Raw genomic sequence first — 20068 nt, forward strand, 5'->3', positions numbered from 1 at the left:
CAGCCGACGCTTTGCGCCCGGCCTGTTGCACCATCATTTAAGATGGCCGTAGGGCTTTCTATCCAATGCGACCGGTCTACCCGGGACGCGCCACCCCACCTGGGATGCAAGGACGATAAAACGCCCGAAGCTCTAAGAGTTTCCTAATCGCCAAGCCCCATTTCCCAGCGATTTGATTGAAGATCGTTTCAGATCAGAAGCGTCCAAGCGGTGCGCCCGGGTCGGGCGTCTCGTGCCGGCCGCTGCGGTCATAGGTGACCATGCCGCGCGCGGCCTGCCGCACCTCTGCCATGCGGCGCAGCGCGGCGCGGATGCCGCGCGTCGTGGCCTGCAGGGTCGCCGCATTGCGATCCGCCCTGGCGCGGATCACCAGGACGGCGCGGGCATCGAGCTTTTGGCTGGGCTGGTCCAACTCCGCTTCCAGCGCCTGCCCGAGAGCGCCCAGGGCGCCATAGTCATGCCGCAGAATCGCGCCGTGGATTTCGTCCAGAAGGACCGCGGCCTTGGGATCAGGAAAGGGTGTCATCGCGTTTCGCCAATGCTTTGAAGATGGTTTCTGCCAACCCGATGCCGCCCGCCTGCACCATGGCCTTGGCCTGTTCCTCGCGCAGGAAGGAAGAGAACTGGTCCTCTCCGCTGCCGCCGGCGAAGTCGGACGTGTCGTTCAGCCCGGTATAAGAGAGCATTTCGGACAAAAATCCTGCCTCAAGCTCCTGTGCCTTTTGGCGCAAGAGTTTCTCCCGCTCTGGTGTGAGGGGGGCGAGTGCGGGCCGGTTCAGCGGCAATTCCATCGGTTTCTCCGATCATGCGGATTTTCTGCACTATCGGGGATGCGGGTAAACAAGTGGTAACTCTTGCCGCGCAATCTTTCCTGAAGTTTCGGCAGAAGTCGGGCGCAGATGACCAGAATAGATATCATAGCCGTTCCCATGGGAACGCAGTCCGCGACCTCGGTGCAGGATGTGCCGCAGGACGACGGTTTCGCGCAACTTCTTGGGGCCATGGAAGGGACTGTCGTCGCGCCGGATGTTCCGATGGCCGATGCTCCCACCTTGCCCCCGGTGGCCCTTGCCTTGCCGGATGTGGTCCAGTCAGGGCCCGCGGCACCCGTTGTTGCGCCGTTGGAAGACGTCGTGGTCCTGCCGGATGTCATGGTGGAAGGGTTTGATATCACAGAGGAAACCTCTGACGATCTGCCTGTCGAGGTGCCGGCCGAACCAGAGGCCGAGATCGACCTTCCCCAAGCGCAGGTGCCCTTGCCCCTGATGGTCGCCCTGCCGCTTCCGGTCACGCCTTTGCCGATGGCCTCACCCGAGGCAGGGGTAAACCTTGCCGTTCAGGCCCCGGATGCGGCCAAGGCGCAACCCGCCGATGCGCCGTCTTTGGCGTCCGCTTTTCCCCCCGCGGATGCGCCAGAGCCGGTGGCATCGCCCGGACGAATCACTCTACCCGTGCAGCCCCAGTCGCAGCTCCAGTCGCCCCAGCCCGCGCCGGTCGAGACGGCCGCTGCGCCAAAGGCTGTCACTGTGCCCAAGGCTGTCACTGTGCCCGAGGGGGCAATTGCCACGGCTCCGCAGTCCTTTCGCAGCGCGTCGGGCTATCACGCGGCGCGTCAGGCCTTCGATTTGATGCCCGCTGTCCGCACCGAGGCGCCCCCCTCCCTTGGCAGTCAGCCCCTCCCGCTCCAGACGCCTGCCGCCGAGGATGTGACCTCGCCGCCGCCCGCCATGGCTGCCGACCTTCCCGACAGGTCCGCCCAACCTGTGCTTGCCCAGCCCGCGACCGCCGAACCTGTGATCAACCAGCCCCCACCCGTGCAGGCCCCACCCGTTCAGGTTACGGCGCCCGTCTCCCAGCCCAAGCTTGGCGCGCCGTCCCTGCCTGCCTCCTTGGGCGAGGCGGTTATTCTTGTGCGCAGCCAAGCCACTTCGCCCGGCCCCCAGATCGCCCCCGAAGCTGCGCGCCCCCCGTCACCCTCTTCCCAGGCCGCGGTTGCGCCTGACCCGATTGCCGCGCCCTTGTCAGAGGCGTCGCCGCCGATCCGCCCCACGATGCCAAGGCCTGCTGACATGGCACCCGCACTGGTCGTGACCGATGCGCCGACCGAGCTTGCGGCGCCCGTCACGGTCACGTTCAGCCTCCCGTCAGAGCCTGCCATGACTGGTGCCATGACCGATGCCCTGGCGTCGATGCCCGCCGAGGCGCTCCGTCAAGCGCCCCCCATGCCGAACGCGGGGCCGACGCAGGATGCCCTGCCACAAGCTGGCACGCCTCAAGACATTCTGGCACATGATGTTCCCTTGGGCTTGGCCGAAGTCGCGCCTGTGGCCGCCCTCCCTCCGGCCGACCTGACGGCAGAGGTTGCCCCCGCACCGATTCCCCCTCCTTCCACGACGCAGCCTGTCCCGGCCCTCGCGCAGGCCGAAAGTGTCGCGCCAAGCGTGGTGGACGTGCCACTTATCGGCCTTTCCTTGCCGCGCGCAGCGCCTGAAGCCGGCGTGCCGTCACCCGGCAGTCCACAGTCCCTGCCGTCCCCCACGGAAGGCCCCGCTCCCGCTCCGGTGCAAGCCATGGGCGCCATTGCCCCGCGCCCACAAGATCCACCGGCGGCCTTGGCCCAGCCCGCCGCCCTGCCGCCGCGCGACTCTCCGATGCAAAGGCTTTTGCAGGCTTTGCGGCCCCTTGCGCCCCAAGCTCTACCGCAGGCAAAGCAAACTGCCACTCACGCGGACGAGAAGCCCCAAAGCCCCGTCGCCCTGCCCACCATCGCAGAGCCCCTGCCCAAGGTGGCCCCGCTTTCCACCTTGCCGTCTGCGGGGGTGGCGCACCCGCGCGCCGTGCAACTTCCACCGCTGGAGCCCGTGGCCCCCCAAGCCCTGTCCGGCCAAGTTGCGCCCGCCACGACCGCGCCTCCTGCGACTGTGGTGGCTCAAGTCGCGCCCGGCGGGATGGCGCCCGAGGTGCTGGCCGACACGGCGCCCGCCCCGGCCCAGCCGGCCCAAGCCCTGGCACCCGATTCGGGACCTTTCACACCCAGTCCTCTCGCCCGGGTTGCGACTTCGGTGGCACCGCAGGTGTTGCCAGCCGATCCGGCAGGTTTGGGGATGATTGGCACTCCGCCGGCAGCGGGTGCTTTGCCAGCGGTGGTTCCGCAAGCAGCGTCCGCGGAACGGCCGATTGGCCCCGATCCGATCCGGCGTGGGCAGGGTCGTCCGGACCGGATGGCGCGTGCTCTGGGCGCCGCGGTGCCCGAACCAGAGGCCCGACGCAATGTCGCGCCGCAACGTGTGACGGGCGAGCTGCCAGCCCCGACGCCGCCGGCCCCGACGCCGCCGGCCGCTGTGAAAGAACCCGCTCTGCCAGATCAGGCCCCCCCGGTCGAACAGCCCCCGCCCCTCGCCGCGGTTCCGACCAATGACCGACCGGCTGACGCCCCGGCGGCCCATGCCACCGCTCCGGTGACGGCCTCGGCTGCGACGGCAGCACCCCTTCAGGCCGCAGCGGCCAGCGGCTTGACCCGCAAAGCCGTCGAAACCGCCCGCGACTTTGCTCCCCGCCTGGTCCGGCGCATCGCCGAAACCGGTCAGAGCAAGTCCGAAATCGTGCTGGAGCCCGCCGAACTGGGCAAACTGCGCTTTGAACTGGTCACCAAGGGCGACAGGGTCGAGGTGAACATGACGGCCGAACGACCCGAGACTCTGGACCTGTTGCGCAACCATGTCGCTGAATTGCGCCAGGAATTCCGTGCGGCCGGGCTGGATACCGGGGCGATGAACTTTGGCCAGTGGGGGCAGGGCCCGCGCGATGACCGCGGGTTTGCCCAGATGACCGAAGATGGCGCCGAACCCGGATTCGAGACGGCCGCCCCCCTCCTCTCCCCCCTGCCGCCCGAACGCCGGGCCGTGGCAGGCGGGCTTGACCTCAGATTGTGAAAGGAACTTCCCATGGCCGTGACCGCGACCACATCAACCCCGACGACGACCACCACCCCCGCAACCACGGCGTCGACCACGGCGGCGGACAACAAGAAGAATTACGAGACCTTCTTGAAGATGATGACGACGCAGATCAAGAATCAGGACCCGCTGAACCCGATGGATTCGGATCAGCTGGCCGTGCAGCTGGCGACCTTCTCGCAGGTCGAACAACAGACCAAGACCAATGACCTTTTGACGCAGATGGTGTCGCAGAACAATTTGGGCGCCATGGGGCAAATGGTGGGCTGGGTCGGCAAAGAGGCCAAGGTTTCCGCCCCTGTTGCCTTCGACGGTGGCACGCCGGTTGACGTCGAACTGGCGCCGCGCACCGGGGCGACCAAGGCGGTTCTGGTTGCCAAGGACGGGGCTGGCAACATCGTCAGCCAGACCGAAGTGGCGGTCAAAGCAGGCACCTACGAATGGCAAGGGCTTGATACCAATGGCAATCCTCTGCCCAAGGGGCAATATGCCCTTAGCCTCGTCAGCTCTTCGGCCACGGGTGAACTGGGCACCGACACGCTGTCGCATTACGAGCGTGTGTCAGAGGTGCGCAGCGGGACCGGCGGGATCAACCTTTTCCTCGCCAATGGGACCGAGGTTGCGGCCTCTGCCGTGACCGCGATCCGCGAGGCGGTGAACTGAGGGAAGGCCGGAATTCCCTTTCGGTGCAAGATCGGCTAAGCCCGGTTGAAACAGCAGCGGGATCAGCCCTTGACCATCTATCTTCACCAGAACGACCTGCCCGATGGGCTTGATCTTGGCGCCGTCGTGGCGATCGACACCGAAACCATGGGTCTGGACCCGCGGCGCGACCGGCTTTGCGTCGTGCAGCTTTCGGCGGGTGATGGTCATGCCCATCTGGTGCAGATCGCCAAGGGCCAGACCACGGCGCCAAACCTGACCCGGCTTTTGACCGATCCGAAGGTGGTCAAGCTTTTCCACTTCGGGCGTTTCGACATTGCCGCGATGCAAAAGGCCTTTGGCGTGCGCACCGCGCCCGTCTGGTGCACCAAGGTTGCGGCCAAGCTGATCCGCACCTTTACCGACCGTCATGGGCTGAAATACCTGTTGAATGAACTGGTTGGCGTCGATGTCTCCAAGGCGCAGCAGACCTCGGATTGGGGTTCTGTCACGCTGACCGAGGCGCAGAAGGAATATGCCGCCTCGGATGTGCTTTATCTGCACAAGTTGAAGGACGCGCTGGAAGCCATTCTGGTCCGCGAAGATCGGCTCGATCTGGCACAGCGCTGTTTTGACTTCCTGCCGACCCGGTCCGAGCTGGACCTTCTGGGGTGGGATGAGCCAAATGACCTCTTCCACCACTGAGGCATTGGCGACCGCGCGCCGCGTCATCGCCACCGAGGCCGAGGCGCTGACCGCGCTGGGCGCGAGCCTGGACGGCAATTTCACCCGCGCGGTCGAAGTAATCCTGGCCACCAAGGGCCGGGTGATCGTCTCGGGCATGGGGAAATCCGGCCATATCGCCCGCAAGATCGCCGCGACCCTGGCCAGCACGGGCACGCCGGCGCATTTCGTGCATCCGGCCGAGGCTTCTCATGGCGACCTGGGCATGGTGACGGCGGCGGATGTGGCCCTGGTCCTGTCAAATTCAGGCGAAACCCCTGAATTGGCTGACCTTTTGGCCCATACGCGGCGGTTTTCCATTCCGCTGATCGGTGTCGCCTCGCGCGCTGACAGCACCTTGATGCGCAACGCCGATGTGGCGATTCTGCTGCCCGCCGCGCCCGAGGCCTGCCAGACCGGGGTTGTGCCCACGACCTCGACCACCATGACGCTGGCTTTGGGCGATGCCCTTGCCGTGGCCTTGATGGAGCATCGGAAATTCACGCCCGAGCATTTCCGCGTCTTTCATCCGGGTGGCAAACTGGGCGCCAAGCTGCTGAAGGTCCGCGACCTGATGCACACTGACCTCCCCTTGATCGCCGCGGATAGCCCGATGAGCGAGGTGCTTTTGACCATCACCCGCTATGGTTTCGGCGTGGTGGGCGTGACCGAGGGCGACACCCTGCGCGGCATTGTCACCGATGGCGACCTGCGGCGCCACATGGACGGGCTGATGTCCCATACCGCCGCGGAGGTGATGACCGCGAACCCCCGCACCATCGGTCCCGAGGCCTTGGCCGAGGCGGCTTTGGCCATCATGAACGACCGCAAGATCACCTGTCTTTTCGTCAAGGACGGCGAAACCCCCTGCGGCATCCTGCATATCCATGACCTTCTGCGGGCGGGTGTTGTCTGACATGGCCTTGGCGCGAAAAGATAATTTTCACTCGCGCCTTGTGTTGTGGCTGAAGATCACGCTGCCGCTGGTGGCTTTGGGGTTGCTGGCGACCCTGTTCCTTTTGGGCCGCACCGTGCGGCCAGAGGATGCGATCCCCTATGCCAGCGTCGATGTCGAAGACCGTTTGCGCACGCCGCGCCTGACCCAGCCGGAATATGCCGGCATGACCGAGGATGGCGCCGCGCTGACCATCAAGGCGGCTGAGGCGCGGCCTGGCGTGGCGGGGTCTGACGATGCCGGCGAGGCGACGGCAATCAGCGGGCTGATCGAGATGCCCTTGGGTGGGACGGCCACGATGATGGCGGGGGCGGGGCGTCTGGACAGTGCCGCGGCGCGGGTGATCCTGACCGAGGGGGTCAGCCTGACCAGCTCCACGGGCTATCGGCTGACGATGCCCGGGGCTGCGGTGGCTTTGAACCAGACCGATGTGACCAGCCAGGGGGCAGTTCTGGCTTCGGGGCCGCTTGGTCGGATCGAGGCGGGGGGGATGCATCTGGGGCAGGATGCTGCCGGGGCCTATATTCTGGATTTCACCTTGGGCGTGCGGTTGATATACCTGCCGCCGAAGGGGAATTGATATGCGATTGGCCGTTTTGATCCTGACATTGCTGCCCCTTGCCGCTTTGGCGCAGGAAACCGGCGTGACTTTGGGCGGGCTGAAGGCCGATCCCGAAGCCGCGGTCGAGGTGACTTCGGACCGGCTGTCGATCAACCAGGCCGATGGGCTGGCGGTTTTCGAAGGCTCGGTCCTGGTCGTTCAGGGCACGATGCGCCTGTCTGCGGCCCGGATCGAGGTGACTTATGCGGCCGATGGCGCCTCGATTGCCCAGATGACGGCCACGGGCGGGGTGCAACTGGCGGCCGGAGAGGACGCAGCCCAGGCAGCGCAGGCGGTTTATCGCCCCTCGGAGTCGGCGCTGACCATGACGGGGGATGTGCTGCTGACCCAAGGTGGCGCCACGATTGCGGGGCAAAGTCTGGTGATGGACCTGACCACGGGGCTTGGCCGGATGGAGGGGCGCGTGACCACGACCTTCGCCCCCAAGGCAAAGGGCGGCTGATGGTCTCGGGGGGGCTCGCGGTCCGTAACCTGCGGAAAAGCTACAAGAAACGGCTGGTGATCCGCGATGTCTCGTTGGACCTGGCCCGCGGAGAGGTCGTGGCCTTGCTGGGCCCGAACGGCTGTGGCAAGACGACGACCTTCTATTCCATCGCGGGCCTGGTGCAGCCCGAGGCAGGCCAAGTCCTGATCGACGGGCGCGATGTGACCGGCCTGCCGATGTATCGCCGCGCGCGGTTGGGAATCGGCTATCTGCCGCAGGAAATGTCGATTTTCCGGGGGCTTAGCGTCGAAGATAACATTCTGGCCGTGCTGGAGATTGTCGAACCCGACCGCACCCGCAGGCGGGAGCGGCTGGAAGAGCTGCTGTCGGAATTCTCGATCGACCATATCCGCCGCGCGCCGGCGCTGGCTTTGTCGGGGGGGGAACGTCGCCGGGCCGAGATCGCCCGCTGCTTGGCCGCCAACCCCTTGTATCTGCTTCTGGACGAGCCCTTTGCCGGCGTCGATCCCATCGCGGTGGCCGAGATCAGGCACCTGGTCCATGACCTGAAATCGCGGGGAATCGGTGTGCTGATCACCGATCACAACGTCCGCGAAACGCTGGAGATCGTCGACCGCGCCTATATCCTGCATGATGGCCAGGTGCTGAAATCCGGCACCGCCGAGGAAATCGTGGCCGACGAGATGGTGCGCCGTGTCTACCTGGGCGAGAATTTTCGGATCATCTGACAGTTTCGTAACCGGTTGTTGACAAGTCACTGGCCTGATCCCCAAATGAGAGGGATGAAGGCAGGAACCGCCAGTTCTTTCGGCCCCATGCGGCCCCAGATGGGGCACCGCGGCTGGACGACGGTTTGCCCAAAACCCCCCAGTTTTTCGACCCGCCCCAAGGACGGGTTTCATCGCAGAGGAGGCGAAACATGCGGTATCAGATCTCTGGCAAGCAAATCGACATTGGCGAGGCGCTCCAGACCCATGTGAAGGCGGAAATCGGCGAGATCATCGAAAAATATGCGCAGCGGCCGACCGATGCGCATGTGGTGTTCTCGAGGGCGGGTCATGAACATGTGTGCGAGGCGACGATCCATCTGTCGACCGGGCTGACCGCCAAGGCCGAGGGCCATTCCTCTGAAATCTATGCGGCTTTTGAATCCTGCCGCGAAAAGATGGACAAGCAGATGCGGCGCTACAAGCGGCGTTTGCGCAATCACCACCACACCCGCACGACGCCTGTTGAGTTCGACATGTCCGCGGCCTATATCCTCGCACCCAGCGAAGAGCCGGATGAGGGCGACCACGCGCCGCTGCAGCCCGTCATCGTGGCCGAGATGGAGAAGAAGATCTCCACCCTTTCGGTCGGCGAGGCGGTGATGCAGATGGAGCTGAGCGGCCTGAAGTTCCTGGTTTTCCGCAACGAGAAAGACGGTGGGGTCAATGTCGTCTACCTCCGCGAGGATGGGAACATCGGCTGGATCGACCCCAACAATGTGAAATAAGCGCCCAAGGGTGCTGAGCAGGTGACGATGGAACTTTCCAAGCTGTTGATGCCCGGGGCTGTCCGGGTTGTCGGTCAATTGACCGGCAAAAAGCGCCTGTTTCAGGAGCTTGGAGAAATGGCGGCGCAGGCTTACGGCCTGAACGCCGCCACCGCCACCGATGGCCTGCAAGAGCGCGAAATCCTGGGGCCGACCGGTGTCGGCCACGGCATCGCGCTGCCCCATACGCGGCTTTACGACATCGACCGGATCGTGGCGGTCTTTCTGCGGATGGAAAAGCCGCTGGACTACGATTCGGTCGATCGCCAGCCGGTCGACCTGGTCTTTGGCCTTTTTGCGCCAAAGGATTCTGGGGTCGAACATCTGAAGGCGCTGGCTTTGGTCAGCCGCACGATGCGCGACGCGGGGATCTGCGCGAAACTGCGCGCGAATACCGACCCGGACAAGCTTCATGCCATCCTGACCGAGGCGCGATCCACCCAGGCCGCCTGAGCGGGGCGCCTTTGGTCTAGATCAGCAGCCCGACGGCCAAGCCAAGGGCCCCAGCCAGCACAGCCAGCGCGACAGGCCAGACCCGGCGTGGCGGCGGTGCTTTGGGCGTTGATTGCGCGATCAAGGCATCCTCGACCAGCTTGGGCAGTTTCGGACCGAACCGCGCCAGGACCTGCAAGGTCGCCCCCAAGTCGCGTGCCAGTGCCAGCGGCCCGACATGGCTGCGGATATAGCCCTCGACCACCGGCTGAGCGACCTGCCAGATGTTGATATTGGCGTCCAAGGACCGCGCCACGCCCTCGACCACGACCATGGTGCGTTGCAAAAGGATCAGCTCGGTCCGCGTCTCCATCCCGAAACGTTCTGTGACTTCAAAGAGATAGGCCAAAAGCTTGGCCATCGAGATCCGGTTCGCCTCCATCCCGAAAATCGGTTCGCCCACGGCCCGCAAGGCCATGGCAAAGGCCTCGACATCGCGGTCGGCGGGCACATAACCGGCCTCGAAATGCACCTCGGCCACGCGGCGATAGTCGCGGCGGATGAAGCCATACAGGATTTCGGCATAGACCCGGCGCGTATAGGCGTCGATGCGGCCCATGATGCCGAAGTCGAAAACAATCAGGTCTCCGTTCGCAGCCGCCTTCAGGTTGCCCTGGTGCATGTCGCCATGAAAGAACCCGTCGCGCAGGGCATGGGACAGGAAAACCTGAAGCACCTTGGCCCCCAGCGCCACCCGGTCGATCCCGGCGCGGTCCAGCGCGGGCAGGTCGGCCAGGTTGATCCCCTCGGCCCAACCCATGGTCAGGACATTGCGACCCGACAGGCGCCACAGAGGCTCGGGCGCCTGAATCCCGTCACCCGCCTTGATATTGCTGACAAATTCCGAGGCCGAGGAGGCCTCTAGCCGCAGGTCCAGTTCCGCCATGACCACGCCTTCGAAATGGGCGATGACATCCAGCGGACGCAGGCGGCGGGTGCCGGGCAAAAAGATCTCGAACAGGCGGGCGGCGAAATAGAAAGCGTCGATGTCCTTGCGGAAGGCGCGTTCGATGCCGGGCCGCAGGACTTTCACCGCGACCAGGCGGCCGTCCTCGGCCAGGCGCGCCTTGTGGACCTGCGCGATCGAGGCAGCGGCCACAGGCTCGGAGAATTCGGCAAACAGCGCCTCGACCGGCTGGCCAAGCTCGGCCGCCACCATGTCGCGCGCGATGTCCGTGGAAAACGGCGGCAGTTGGTCTTGCAGGTATTTCAGCTGCTGGGCCATGTCGTCGCCGACAATGTCGGGCCGTGTCGACAGAATCTGGCCGAATTTGATATAGGCCGGCCCCAGCGCGGTGATCGCCCGCACCACGGGCGGAAGCGCGGGATCGCCCCGCAGCCCCAGCCATTTGAACGGATACCCCAGCGCCCGGACCAGCGCCCGCAGCTGCCAGGGCGCCGAAAGCCCCTCCAGCACAGTGTCCATCGCCCCGGTGCGTTCAAAGGTCGCCCCGGTGCGGATCAGCCGGATCAGGTTGTGGGGGCCGCGCATCAGACCTTCCAGCCAGAGTGCAGCGCCGCGACACCCAGGGTCAGGTTGCGATACTTGACCTGTTGAAAGCCCGCCTGGCGGATCATCGACGCAAAGGTCTCTTGGTCGGGGAATTTGCGGATTGATTCCACCAGATACTGATAGCTGTCGCGGTCGCCCGTCACCATCTTGCCCATCGCCGGGATGACGTTGAAGGAATATAGGTCATAGGCCTTTTGCATCATCTCGTTCGGAATTTGGCTGAACTCCAGCACCATCAGCCGCCCGCCGGGCTTCAGCACGCGAAAGGCCTCGGCCAGCGCATCTTGCACACGGGTCACGTTTCGGATGCCGAAAGAGATCGTATAGACGTCGAAGCTGTTGTCGGCGAAGGGCAGCGCCATGGCATCGCCCACGACCCAGGTCAGCGCCTGATTCTGCGCCTCGGCGCGGCTCTGGCCTGCGATCAGCATGGATTCCGTCATGTCCAGCACAGTGGCCGTGGCGCCGGGCGCGCGGGCCAGAAAGCGGAAGGCCACATCGCCGGTCCCACCCGCCACATCCAGCAGCTTTTGATCCGGCCGCGGCGCCAGCCAATCCATCATCGCGTCTTTCCACAGCCGATGGACGCCGCCCGACATCAGGTCGTTCATGATGTCGTAACGGCTGGCAACGCTGGTGAAAACGCCATGAACCAGCCCCGCTTTTTCGGTCTCCGGCACGGTCTGATAGCCGAAATGGGTGGTCTGATCGGCGCTTCCAGAATTCATGGCTCTTGCCCTTCCTCGTATTCCGCCCACCTTATAGGCGCGTGAGGACACATCCTCAACCGAGGGAATTATGCCGGAACTGCCAGAAGTCGAGACCGTTCGCCGCGGATTGATCCCGGTGATGGAGGGTCAGCGGATCGCCCGGGCAGAGGTGCGGCGGCCGGACCTGCGCTTTCCCTTTCCGCCGCGCATGGCCGAACGGCTGACCGGGGCGACCGTGACCGCGCTGCGACGGCGGTCGAAATACATATTGGCGGACCTGTCGACGGATGAAACCCTGCTCATTCATCTGGGCATGTCGGGGCGGATGCTGATTTCGGGCGCCATGGTGGGGGCGTTTCACCATGGCACGGGATTGCCCGTGCAGGCCCTGGAAGGCGCACATCCCGAGCCGCTGAAGCATGACCATGTCATCCTGGACATGGAGGGCGGCGCGCGCGTGACCTTCAACGACCCGCGCCGCTTTGGCGCGATGGACCTGCTGGCCACGGGGGCGGGGCACAAGCTTTTGGACGGGATCGGACCCGAGCCGCTTTCGAACGACTTCCACGAGATCTGGCTGGCCCATCGGCTGAAGGGGGCGACGCCGATCAAATCCGCGCTGTTGGATCAAAAGAACGTCGCGGGCCTGGGGAATATCTACGTCTGCGAGGTGCTGCATCGGGCCGGCATCGCGCCCATGCGTCTGGCCCGCGATGTCACCCGTGCCGAGGTCGCCCGCCTTGTCCCCCTGATCCGCGAGGTTCTGGCCGAGGCCATCGAGGCCGGGGGCTCTTCGCTTCGCGATTATCGTCAGGCGGATGGCGAGCTGGGTTATTTCCAGCACACCTTCCGCACCTATGACCGCGAGGCGGAGCCCTGCACCACCTGCGCCACCCCCATCGCAAGGATCGTCCAGTCGGGGCGGTCCTCTTTCTTTTGCCCGCAATGCCAGAGGTAAACATGCCCGACACGCTGATCCTGGAACGTCACGACGCGGTCCTTCTGATCCGTCTGAACCGGCCCGAGGCGCTGAACGCGCTGAACCGGCAGCTGATGGGGGAACTGGCGCAGACCCTGGCCGAGGCGGAGGCCGATGCGGGCCTGCGTTGCATCGTCATCACCGGAAGCGACAAGGCCTTTGCCGCCGGCGCGGATGTGCGCGAAATGGCGGAAATGAGTTATGCGGAAGTGGCGGCTTGCGATCTTTACGGCCCCGAGTCCGAGGCGATCGGCCGCATCCGCAAACCGATCATCGCGGCGGTGTCGGGCTATTGTCTGGGCGGCGGCTGCGAACTGGCGATGATGTGCGACTTCATCCTGGCCGCGCCCTCGGCCCGATTCGGCCAACCCGAGATCAACCTTGGCATCAATGCCGGGATGGGGGGCACGCAAAGGCTGACGCGGCTGGTGGGCAAGGCCAAGGCGATGGAAATGAACCTGACCGGCCGCCTGATCGACGCCACCGAGGCCGAGCGCGCGGGCCTTGTCGCGCGCATCGTCGAGGGCGATGTGGTCGCCGAGGCGCTGAAGGTCGCGGGGGGAATCGCCGCGAAATCGGCGCTTGCGGTGCGGGCGGTGAAAGAATCGGTGGGCCGCGCGCTGGAACTTCCGCTGTCCGAAGGCCTGCGCTTTGAACGCCGGATGTTCCATGCAGCCTTCGCGACCGAGGACCAAACCGAAGGAATGAAGGCCTTTTTGGAGAAACGCCCGCCCAGCTTCAAGGATTGCTGATGTTTCCCGGTTGACATGGGGCTGTTACACCATTAGTTCCCCGGCCTCAGAACATATATACATGCGAAACGGACCCTACCCGATATGGCAAATACCGCCCAGTCCAAGAAGCGCGCCCGCCAGGCTGTCGCGCGTCAAGATGTGAACAAGGCGCGCCGTTCGCGGATCCGCACCTTCCTGCGCAAGGTCGAAGAGGCTCTGGCCTCCGGCAACCAGGATGCGGCCGCTGCCGCGCTGAAAGCCGCTCAACCCGAAGTGATGCGTGGCGTCACCAAGGGCGTGCTGCATGCGAACACCGTCGCCCGGAAAATCTCGCGCTTGAACCACCGTGTCAAGTCGCTGGGTCTCGCCGCGACCGCCTGAAACCTGTCAGGTCATTGATTTGAAACGCACCCCCAAAAGGGGTGCGTTTTGCTTTTTCACCCCCCGCCTGGCGCCGAAAATGGCATGCGTTGCTCTTTTGCCAGAGGGGGTGGGATTCGCGGTGACGGACTTCGTGTCAAGCGCATAGATCGGTTGAAACGGGCGCGCGCGGGGCGATAACGTAAGACTGCGATTCACATCGACTTGGGGGACGACAGGGATTCTGGGCTGGAAAATTTGATGACTGCTGCTGCCGCTTTGGTCGTCGGATTATAAAAATAGCTTCCAGAACAGTGCATTGGCAGGTCAACACGGGCAGAAGACCCGAACGACTCAGGCAAAGGCCGGCGAACCGCCCCGGCCTTTGATGCGCCACTGCCCGAGATGCGCCGTAGGGGCCGGAGTTTTCCGGGCCATTGGTGTTTTCGGCCTTCCGGTCCGTTTGTGGATCAGGAAAGACAACATGAAAGGCGGAGCCCCCCGGCTGCACGGGGGCGTTCCCGAACGGATAATATGACGCAAGAGACTTGGGGACAGATTCGGGAAAACCTGGTGGCCAGCCTGGGGCGCCACAACTACACCTCCTGGATCGAACCTCTGAAGCTCTCGGCCCTTGGGGCGGGCGTGGCGCAGTTCGAGGCGCCGTCGTCCTTTATCGGCAACTGGGTCAGCCGCAATTACACCGACCAGATCCTGTCAGAGCTGCGCGCCTCGGGCGCCGATGTCAGCCGGGTGGAATTCACCGTCGTGGGCTTGTCGGCCGAGCTGAAAAAGGCCGCGCCCAAGCCCGCAGCCCCCAAGCCCGCCGAAGCCCTGCCGGGCGCGCCGCTTGATTCGCGGTTCACCTTTGACACCTTTGTTGTGGGCAAGCCCAATGAACTCGCCCATGCCGCCGCCCGCCGCGTGGCCGAGGGCGGCCCTGTGACCTTCAACCCGCTGTTCCTTTATGGCGGCGTCGGTCTGGGCAAGACCCACCTGATGCACGCCATCGCCCATGAGCTGACTGCGCGGTCGCCCGAGCTGCGGGTTCTGTATCTGTCGGCGGAACAGTTCATGTATCGCTTTGTGCAGGCCCTGCGCGAACGTCAGATCATGGATTTCAAAGAGATTTTCCGGTCGGTCGACGTGCTGATGGTCGATGACGTGCAATTCATCGCCGGCAAGGATTCGACGCAGGAAGAGTTCTTTCACACGTTCAACGCCTTGGTTGATCAGAACAAGCAGATCGTGATTTCCGCCGACCGCGCGCCGGGCGAAATCAAGGACCTGGAAGAACGCATCAAGTCGCGCCTGCAATGCGGCCTGGTCGTCGACCTGCATCCGACCGATTACGAATTGCGTCTGGGCATCCTGCAAACCAAGGCCGAGGGCTATCGCAGCCAATACCGCGGCTTGCAGATTGCCCCCGGTGTGCTGGAGTTCCTCGCCCATCGCATCACGACCAACGTCCGCGTGCTGGAAGGCGCGTTGACGCGGTTGTTCGCCTTTGCGAGCCTGGTTGGCCGCGAAATCACCCTGGAACTGGCTCAGGACTGCCTGGCTGATATCCTGCGCGCCTCGGATCGCAAGCTGACGGTCGAGGAAATCCAGCGCAAGGTGGCCGAGCATTACAACATCCGCCTGTCCGATATGATCGGGCCGAAGCGTCTGCGCAACATCGCGCGGCCGCGTCAGGTGGCGATGTATCTGGCCAAGCACCTCACCTCGCGCAGCCTGCCGGAAATCGGGCGGCGCTTTGGCGGGCGCGATCACACCACGATCATGCATGGCGTGCGCAAGATCGAAGAGCTGATCATGACGGACAGCCAATTGAATGACGATCTGCAGCTCTTGAAGCGGCTCTTGCAGGGTTGAGTCTGGGCAGAAACCCGCTAGGGTCGGGTTCCCGGGCTGCGTGTCTATAGAATGTAGGGATGGACGATGAAACTCTCGATCGAACGGGCCGTGTTGCTCAAGGCACTGGCGCAGGCGCAATCGGTGGTCGAACGGCGGAATACCATTCCGATTCTGGCCAACGTCCTGATCGAGGCCGAGGGCGCGACCGTGTCCTTTCGCGCCACCGATCTGGATATCGAGGTCGTGGACCGTGCGCCGGCCATGGTGGAACGCGCCGGGGCGACCACGGTTTCGGCCGTGATGCTGCATGAGATTGTGCGGAAACTGCCCGATGGCGCCTTGGTCGTGCTGACCGCCGATATCGCGGCGGGTCGTCTGGCGATCACGGCGGGGCGGTCAAGCTTTTCGCTGGCGACGCTGCCGCGTGAGGATTTCCCAGTCATGGCCAGTTCCGAATATGCGACGAATTTCGGTGCGCCGGCTCCGGTGCTGCGTCGGTTGTTCGACAAGGCGAAGTTTGCGATCTCGACCGAAGAGACGCGCTATTATCTGAACGGCGTTTATATGCATGTGGCGCGCGGCCCCGAGGGCACGGTTTTGCGCTGCGTGGCGACCGATGGCCACCGTCTGGCGCAGATCGACGCGCCCTTGCCGGAAGGCGCCGCGGCCATGCCGGGCGTGATCGTGCCGCGCAAGACGGTTGGCGAGTTGCGCAAGCTGCTGGAGGATGACGAGGCGCAGATCGCGGTTTCGGTCAGTGAAACCAAGGTGCGCTTTGCGACGCCTCAGGTGACGCTGACGTCCAAGGTGATCGACGGGACCTTCCCGGATTATTCTCGCGTCATTCCGCAGGGCAACACGCGGAAGCTGGAGGTTGATGCGGCGGAATTCGCCAAGGCGGTCGACCGGGTGGCGACGGTGTCGTCGGAACGGTCGCGCGCGGTGAAGCTGACGCTGGAGGACGACCGTCTGATCCTGTCGGTCAATGCGCCGGATTCGGGTGCCGCCGAAGAAGAGCTGGCGGTGGCCTATGACGCCGACCGGTTGGAGATCGGCTTCAACGCCAAGTATCTCTTGGAAATCGCGGGCCAGGTGGACCGCGAGAACGCCGTGTTCCTGTTCAATGGCTCGGGCGATCCGACCTTGATGCGCGAAGGCAATGACATGTCGGCGACCTATGTCGTCATGCCGATGCGTGTGTGACAGCACCCGGGGGCGCTGCCCCCGGACCCCCGGGATATTTATGAATAGATGAATGGGGGGCGGTGTGAGCGGGCTTGCAATCACGCGCCTGACCTTGGGGATGTTTCGCAGCCATAGGGCGGCGGACTTGGCCTTTGACGGGCGACCCGTGGCGATTTCCGGGGCCAATGGGGCGGGCAAGACCAATATCCTTGAAGCCGTGTCGCTTTTGTCTCCGGGGCGGGGGCTGCGGCGGGCTGCGGTGGGCGAGCTGTCGCGGCGGCCCGAGGCTTTGGGCTGGCGGGTGCGCGCCGAGGTGCGGGGTCTGTCGGGCAGCCACCTGGTCGAGACGACGTCGGATGGCACCGGCCCGCGTGAGGTGCGGATCGACGACAAGGCCGTGACGCAAACCGCGCTAGGCGGCGTTCTGCGGGTGCTTTGGCTGGTGCCCGCCATGGATCGGCTGTGGATCGAGGCCGCGGAGGGGCGGCGGCGGTTCCTGGATCGGATCGTCCTGTCCTTTGTCCCCGATCATGGGGACGTTTCGCTGGCCTATGAAAAGGCGATGCGCGACCGCAACCGGCTGTTGAAGGATGGCGTCACCGATCCGCATTGGTATGCCGCGCTGGAAGCGCAGATGACGGATGCCGGGGAGCGGATCGCTCTGAACCGGCGCGCCGCGCTGGCCCGCTTGGCGGCGCAGGGGGAAGGCGCTTTTCCCCGGGCAGAGCTGGCGTTGGACGGCGAGGTCGAGGACCTGGGGCTGGCCTTGGCCCAGGGGCGGCGGGCGGATATGGCGGCGGGACGGACCTTGCACGGGCCGCACCGCGTGGACTTGCGGGCGACCTATGCCGCCAAGGGGATGCCGGCCGATCAATGTTCGACCGGTGAGCAGAAGGCTTTGCTGATCAGCCTGATCCTCGCCAATGCCCGCGCCTTGGCCGAGGATCTGGGGCGGGCGCCGGTGATCTTGCTGGACGAGGTGGCGGCGCATCTGGACCCGGGGCGGCGGGCGGCGCTTTATGACGAGATCTGCGCGCTTGGCGCTCAGGCCATCATGACCGGCACCGAAGAGGGGCTGTTTGACAGTCTGGGCGCGCGGGCGCAAAATTTCATTTTGGCCGAGGCCGGGGGAGCGAGTTTCATCACATGACACCACAGCGCGTCAGTCTGATCACTTTGGGCGTGGCCGATCTGGCGGCCTCCAAGGCCTTTTACGCGGCCCTGGGTTGGGTCGAGCATGGGTCGCAACCCGGCGTGGCCTTTTATCAGATGCAGGGGCAGGTCCTGTCCCTGTTCGGGATCGCGGCCCTGGCCGAGGATCAGGGCCGCAAGGGGGCGGACCTGGGCCGTGGCGCGGTGACTTTGGCGCAGTGCTTTGCCACCGAAGCCGAGGTGGATGCGGCCTTTGCCCTGGCTTTGGCTTCGGGGGCCAAGGCGCTGAAATCGCCCGAGAAGGTCTTTTGGGGCGGCTATTCCGGCTATTATGCCGATCCCGATGGCCATGTCTGGGAAGTGGCCTTCAACCCGTTCTGGACGCTGTCTGATACCGGCGCGGTGACGATGTAAATGGCTGAGATCATTCCCGAATGGGCGCTGACGCCTGCGGATGAGGCCCAGATCGCGGGCCTTTTGGCGCGCAGTTTCGACACCGATTTCGGCGGGCGCAGCTTTTTTCAGACGCGCCAGCATCTGCGGCTTGTGCATCGCGAGGGGCCGATCCTGGCCCATATGGCGGTGCAGTTTCGCGCCATGCGGCTGGGTGACAGGCTGATCACAGTGGCGGGCTTGGGCGATGTCGCGACCGATCCGGCTGCCCGGGGGCGGGGCTTGGCGGGCGCGCTGTTGGCCGAGGCGATTGCCCTGGCCAAGGCCAGCCCGGCCGAGTTCTTCTTGCTGTTCGGCGACCGTCCGCTTTATGCCGCCGCCGGGTTCCGGCCGATGCGCAATACGATCTTGTGGTGCGAGATGCGTGGTGCCGTCACTGGCCAGATCATGCGCGAACCCGCCGAAAGCCTGATGGTCCTGCCGCTGAAGGGCAGCTGGGACGAGACCGCGCAGCTGGACCTTTTGGGGAACCTGTTCTGATGACGTTGACGGGATTGCAGCTGGGGCTTTACGCCCTTGGCATGGCGGGGCTTTGGGCTGTGCCGGGGCCGGTTTGGGTGGCCCTTCTGGCCCGGACGCTGTCGGGCGGGTTCGCCTCGGCCTGGCCCTTGGCGGTTGGCGTCACGCTGGGCGATTGCCTGTGGCCAGCGCTGGCGATCTTTGGCATGGGCTGGGTTCTTGGCCTTTACGGCGATGCGCTGGTGGTTTTGCGCTGGGGCGCGGCCGTGGTCTTTGCTCTGATGGGGGTCATGCTGATCCGCAAATCCGGCGCGCTGATGGGGGCGGACAGCAAGCTGACCAAGCCCGGGCGGCTGGCGGGTTTTCTGGTCGGTGTGGCGGCCGTGATCGGCAACCCCAAGGCCATCTTGTTCTACATGTCGGTCCTGCCGGGGTTCTTTGGCGACCTGTCCAAGCTGCAGGCGCTTGATATCACGGCAATTCTGGCGATTTCCGTCGCGGTGCCGCTGGTGGGCAATCTGGTCCTGGCGCTGTTCCTGGACCGGGTGCGCACCCTGTTGGCCGCGCCCGAGAGGGTCCAGATGCTGAACCGGGCCTCGGGCGCGCTGTTGATCCTGGTGGCCTGCGTGATCCCCTTCGTCTAGGCCTTGCGGCGACGGATCAGCCCGATGGCCCCCAAGGCGCCGACCAAAAGCGGGGCTGAGGCGGGCAGGGGGACGGGCGTGATGCCGAGGGTGAAGCCGTGCCAATCCTCGAATCCATGATCCATCGTGAAGGACATGACCCCCGCCATCTTCAGCACGCCATGCGCCTCGCCGCCAAAGGTCACGACGCCGCCACTGGCCACGGCCGTGCCGGTGCCCCAAAAGCCTGCGCCGTTGGAATCCACGGTCACCGGGGTCGAGAAGGTCACCGGCGGTTGGCCGTTCCAGCTGACATAGGCCATGTAGATATCGTCGACCATCTCGGAGAAGGTAAAGGTCAACCGGCCGCCGTTTGCCATCTGGATCAGGTCTTTGCCCGCCGGCGAATTCGCGACGCTGCCCAGCGTATAGGCCGGGCCGCTCAGATAGGGCGACCCCGTCGCCTCGACCGCCCGGAAGGCCAAAGTGCTGTCGGCCGTCACGGTGACGAAATGGTCGCCGGTCCAGAACGAGGCGATGGCGCTGTCGGCGTCGATCCGCTCCCACTCGGCCCAGGTGACGGTGGTTGCGGCCTGGGCTGGCAGGGCCAGCAAAGCCGCGAAGGGAAGTGCGTAAAGGGACTTCATGTTACTCTCCAAAATGACATTAACCAA

The 20068-nt window shown here is 64.8% G+C and carries 23 protein-coding genes; 18 read left to right on the forward strand and 5 right to left on the reverse strand.

Annotation, left to right across the window (positions count from 1 at the left end; genetic code table 11):
* Positions 1-193: 193 nt before the first annotated feature.
* Together NX862_RS10530 and NX862_RS10535 are read right to left on the reverse strand one after the other, a co-directional pair.
* Positions 194-526: a hypothetical protein gene (locus NX862_RS10530; protein ID WP_264493864.1), complete on the reverse strand. Its 333-nt coding sequence runs from the start codon at positions 524-526 to the stop codon at positions 194-196.
* Complete coding sequence (locus NX862_RS10535) at positions 510-791, reverse strand: rod-binding protein (protein WP_264493865.1); 282 nt, start codon at positions 789-791, stop codon at positions 510-512. The genes NX862_RS10530 and NX862_RS10535 overlap by 17 nt, the downstream gene beginning before the upstream one ends.
* A gap of 138 nt (positions 792-929) precedes the next feature.
* On the opposite strand from NX862_RS10535, the gene NX862_RS10540 reads away from it, so the two are divergent.
* The 9 genes from NX862_RS10540 (at position 930) to NX862_RS10580 (ending at position 9330) form a co-directional block, all read left to right on the forward strand.
* Positions 930-3932: a flagellar hook-length control protein FliK gene (locus NX862_RS10540; protein WP_264493866.1), complete on the forward strand. Its 3003-nt coding sequence runs from the start codon at positions 930-932 to the stop codon at positions 3930-3932.
* Between the two features lie 12 nt (positions 3933-3944).
* Complete coding sequence (locus NX862_RS10545; RefSeq protein WP_264493867.1) at positions 3945-4619, forward strand: flagellar hook capping FlgD N-terminal domain-containing protein; 675 nt, start codon at positions 3945-3947, stop codon at positions 4617-4619.
* A 69-nt stretch (positions 4620-4688) separates the two neighbouring features.
* Complete coding sequence (locus NX862_RS10550) at positions 4689-5303, forward strand: ribonuclease D (protein WP_264493868.1); 615 nt, start codon at positions 4689-4691, stop codon at positions 5301-5303.
* Positions 5284-6237: a KpsF/GutQ family sugar-phosphate isomerase gene (locus tag NX862_RS10555; protein WP_264493869.1), complete on the forward strand. Its 954-nt coding sequence runs from the start codon at positions 5284-5286 to the stop codon at positions 6235-6237. The genes NX862_RS10550 and NX862_RS10555 overlap by 20 nt, the downstream gene beginning before the upstream one ends.
* A 40-nt stretch (positions 6238-6277) precedes the next feature.
* Entirely contained in the window at positions 6278-6856 is a 579-nt protein-coding gene (locus NX862_RS10560; RefSeq protein ID WP_264493962.1) for a hypothetical protein, read from the forward strand.
* 1 nt (position 6857) lies between these two features.
* Positions 6858-7340 (forward strand): LptA/OstA family protein, encoded by a 483-nt coding sequence (locus NX862_RS10565; RefSeq protein WP_264493870.1) that lies wholly within the window; start codon positions 6858-6860, stop codon positions 7338-7340.
* Positions 7340-8071, forward strand: a complete 732-nt coding sequence (gene lptB / locus NX862_RS10570; RefSeq protein WP_264493871.1) for an LPS export ABC transporter ATP-binding protein — start codon at positions 7340-7342, stop codon at positions 8069-8071. The genes NX862_RS10565 and lptB overlap by 1 nt, the downstream gene beginning before the upstream one ends.
* Before the next feature lie 191 nt (positions 8072-8262).
* Positions 8263-8838, forward strand: a complete 576-nt coding sequence (hpf, locus tag NX862_RS10575; RefSeq protein WP_264493872.1) for a ribosome hibernation-promoting factor, HPF/YfiA family — start codon at positions 8263-8265, stop codon at positions 8836-8838.
* A 27-nt stretch (positions 8839-8865) separates the two neighbouring features.
* Positions 8866-9330 (forward strand): PTS sugar transporter subunit IIA, encoded by a 465-nt coding sequence (locus NX862_RS10580; RefSeq protein ID WP_264493873.1) that lies wholly within the window; start codon positions 8866-8868, stop codon positions 9328-9330.
* Positions 9331-9346: 16 nt separating this feature from the next.
* On the opposite strand, the gene ubiB is transcribed toward NX862_RS10580, so the two are convergent.
* Both ubiB and ubiE read right to left on the reverse strand, forming a co-directional pair.
* Positions 9347-10861, reverse strand: coding sequence for a 2-polyprenylphenol 6-hydroxylase (gene ubiB, locus NX862_RS10585; RefSeq protein ID WP_264493874.1), 1515 nt, complete (start codon positions 10859-10861; stop codon positions 9347-9349).
* Positions 10861-11610, reverse strand: coding sequence for a bifunctional demethylmenaquinone methyltransferase/2-methoxy-6-polyprenyl-1,4-benzoquinol methylase UbiE (gene ubiE / locus NX862_RS10590; RefSeq protein WP_264493875.1), 750 nt, complete (start codon positions 11608-11610; stop codon positions 10861-10863). The genes ubiB and ubiE overlap by 1 nt, the downstream gene beginning before the upstream one ends.
* 70 nt (positions 11611-11680) lie before the next feature.
* Between ubiE and mutM the strand changes: the two genes are divergently transcribed.
* The 9 genes from mutM (at position 11681) to NX862_RS10635 (ending at position 19415) form a co-directional block, all read left to right on the forward strand.
* Entirely contained in the window at positions 11681-12550 is an 870-nt protein-coding gene (mutM, locus tag NX862_RS10595) for a bifunctional DNA-formamidopyrimidine glycosylase/DNA-(apurinic or apyrimidinic site) lyase (RefSeq protein WP_264493876.1), read from the forward strand.
* A 2-nt stretch (positions 12551-12552) separates the two neighbouring features.
* Entirely contained in the window at positions 12553-13323 is a 771-nt protein-coding gene (locus NX862_RS10600) for an enoyl-CoA hydratase-related protein (protein WP_264493877.1), read from the forward strand.
* Between the two features lie 84 nt (positions 13324-13407).
* The gene (gene rpsT, locus NX862_RS10605; RefSeq protein ID WP_264493878.1) at positions 13408-13686 is read left to right on the forward strand and encodes a 30S ribosomal protein S20; all 279 of its coding nucleotides are present in this window, start codon (positions 13408-13410) and stop codon (positions 13684-13686) included.
* Between the two features lie 513 nt (positions 13687-14199).
* The gene (gene dnaA / locus NX862_RS10610; RefSeq protein ID WP_264493879.1) at positions 14200-15540 is read left to right on the forward strand and encodes a chromosomal replication initiator protein DnaA; all 1341 of its coding nucleotides are present in this window, start codon (positions 14200-14202) and stop codon (positions 15538-15540) included.
* Positions 15541-15606: 66 nt separating this feature from the next.
* On the forward strand, positions 15607-16725 hold the full coding sequence (dnaN, locus tag NX862_RS10615) for a DNA polymerase III subunit beta (RefSeq protein ID WP_264493880.1): 1119 nt from the start codon (positions 15607-15609) through the stop codon (positions 16723-16725).
* Between the two features lie 64 nt (positions 16726-16789).
* The gene (gene recF, locus NX862_RS10620; RefSeq protein ID WP_264493881.1) at positions 16790-17857 is read left to right on the forward strand and encodes a DNA replication/repair protein RecF; all 1068 of its coding nucleotides are present in this window, start codon (positions 16790-16792) and stop codon (positions 17855-17857) included.
* Positions 17854-18273, forward strand: coding sequence for a VOC family protein (locus NX862_RS10625; protein WP_264493882.1), 420 nt, complete (start codon positions 17854-17856; stop codon positions 18271-18273). The genes recF and NX862_RS10625 overlap by 4 nt, the downstream gene beginning before the upstream one ends.
* A complete protein-coding gene (locus NX862_RS10630) occupies positions 18274-18792 on the forward strand; it encodes a GNAT family N-acetyltransferase (RefSeq protein ID WP_264493883.1) in 519 nt (172 codons plus the stop codon).
* A complete protein-coding gene (locus tag NX862_RS10635) occupies positions 18792-19415 on the forward strand; it encodes a LysE family translocator (RefSeq protein ID WP_264493884.1) in 624 nt (207 codons plus the stop codon). The genes NX862_RS10630 and NX862_RS10635 overlap by 1 nt, the downstream gene beginning before the upstream one ends.
* Here NX862_RS10635 and NX862_RS10640 read toward each other — a convergent pair.
* On the reverse strand, positions 19412-20041 hold the full coding sequence (locus NX862_RS10640; protein WP_264493885.1) for a VPLPA-CTERM sorting domain-containing protein: 630 nt from the start codon (positions 20039-20041) through the stop codon (positions 19412-19414). The two genes, NX862_RS10635 and NX862_RS10640, sit on opposite strands and share 4 nt — an antisense overlap.
* Positions 20042-20068: the final 27 nt, after the last annotated feature.

This window comes from Stagnihabitans lacustris, from assembly GCF_025950525.1.
GTDB lineage: Bacteria > Pseudomonadota > Alphaproteobacteria > Rhodobacterales > Rhodobacteraceae > Stagnihabitans.

Coding starts and splice junctions, on each gene's coding strand:
- NX862_RS10530 (WP_264493864.1), bottom strand. CDS start 526: ATGACACCCTTTCCTGATCCCAAGGCCGCGGTCCTTCTGGACGAAATC.
- NX862_RS10535 (WP_264493865.1), bottom strand. CDS start 791: ATGGAATTGCCGCTGAACCGGCCCGCACTCGCCCCCCTCACACCAGAG.
- NX862_RS10540 (WP_264493866.1), top strand. CDS start 930: ATGGGAACGCAGTCCGCGACCTCGGTGCAGGATGTGCCGCAGGACGAC.
- NX862_RS10545 (WP_264493867.1), top strand. CDS start 3,945: ATGGCCGTGACCGCGACCACATCAACCCCGACGACGACCACCACCCCC.
- NX862_RS10555 (WP_264493869.1), top strand. CDS start 5,284: ATGACCTCTTCCACCACTGAGGCATTGGCGACCGCGCGCCGCGTCATC.
- NX862_RS10565 (WP_264493870.1), top strand. CDS start 6,858: ATGCGATTGGCCGTTTTGATCCTGACATTGCTGCCCCTTGCCGCTTTG.
- lptB (WP_264493871.1), top strand. CDS start 7,340: ATGGTCTCGGGGGGGCTCGCGGTCCGTAACCTGCGGAAAAGCTACAAG.
- hpf (WP_264493872.1), top strand. CDS start 8,263: ATGCGGTATCAGATCTCTGGCAAGCAAATCGACATTGGCGAGGCGCTC.
- NX862_RS10580 (WP_264493873.1), top strand. CDS start 8,866: ATGGAACTTTCCAAGCTGTTGATGCCCGGGGCTGTCCGGGTTGTCGGT.
- ubiB (WP_264493874.1), bottom strand. CDS start 10,861: ATGCGCGGCCCCCACAACCTGATCCGGCTGATCCGCACCGGGGCGACC.
- ubiE (WP_264493875.1), bottom strand. CDS start 11,610: ATGAATTCTGGAAGCGCCGATCAGACCACCCATTTCGGCTATCAGACC.
- mutM (WP_264493876.1), top strand. CDS start 11,681: ATGCCGGAACTGCCAGAAGTCGAGACCGTTCGCCGCGGATTGATCCCG.
- NX862_RS10600 (WP_264493877.1), top strand. CDS start 12,553: ATGCCCGACACGCTGATCCTGGAACGTCACGACGCGGTCCTTCTGATC.
- rpsT (WP_264493878.1), top strand. CDS start 13,408: ATGGCAAATACCGCCCAGTCCAAGAAGCGCGCCCGCCAGGCTGTCGCG.
- dnaA (WP_264493879.1), top strand. CDS start 14,200: ATGACGCAAGAGACTTGGGGACAGATTCGGGAAAACCTGGTGGCCAGC.
- dnaN (WP_264493880.1), top strand. CDS start 15,607: ATGAAACTCTCGATCGAACGGGCCGTGTTGCTCAAGGCACTGGCGCAG.
- NX862_RS10625 (WP_264493882.1), top strand. CDS start 17,854: ATGACACCACAGCGCGTCAGTCTGATCACTTTGGGCGTGGCCGATCTG.
- NX862_RS10630 (WP_264493883.1), top strand. CDS start 18,274: ATGGCTGAGATCATTCCCGAATGGGCGCTGACGCCTGCGGATGAGGCC.
- NX862_RS10635 (WP_264493884.1), top strand. CDS start 18,792: ATGACGTTGACGGGATTGCAGCTGGGGCTTTACGCCCTTGGCATGGCG.
- NX862_RS10640 (WP_264493885.1), bottom strand. CDS start 20,041: ATGAAGTCCCTTTACGCACTTCCCTTCGCGGCTTTGCTGGCCCTGCCA.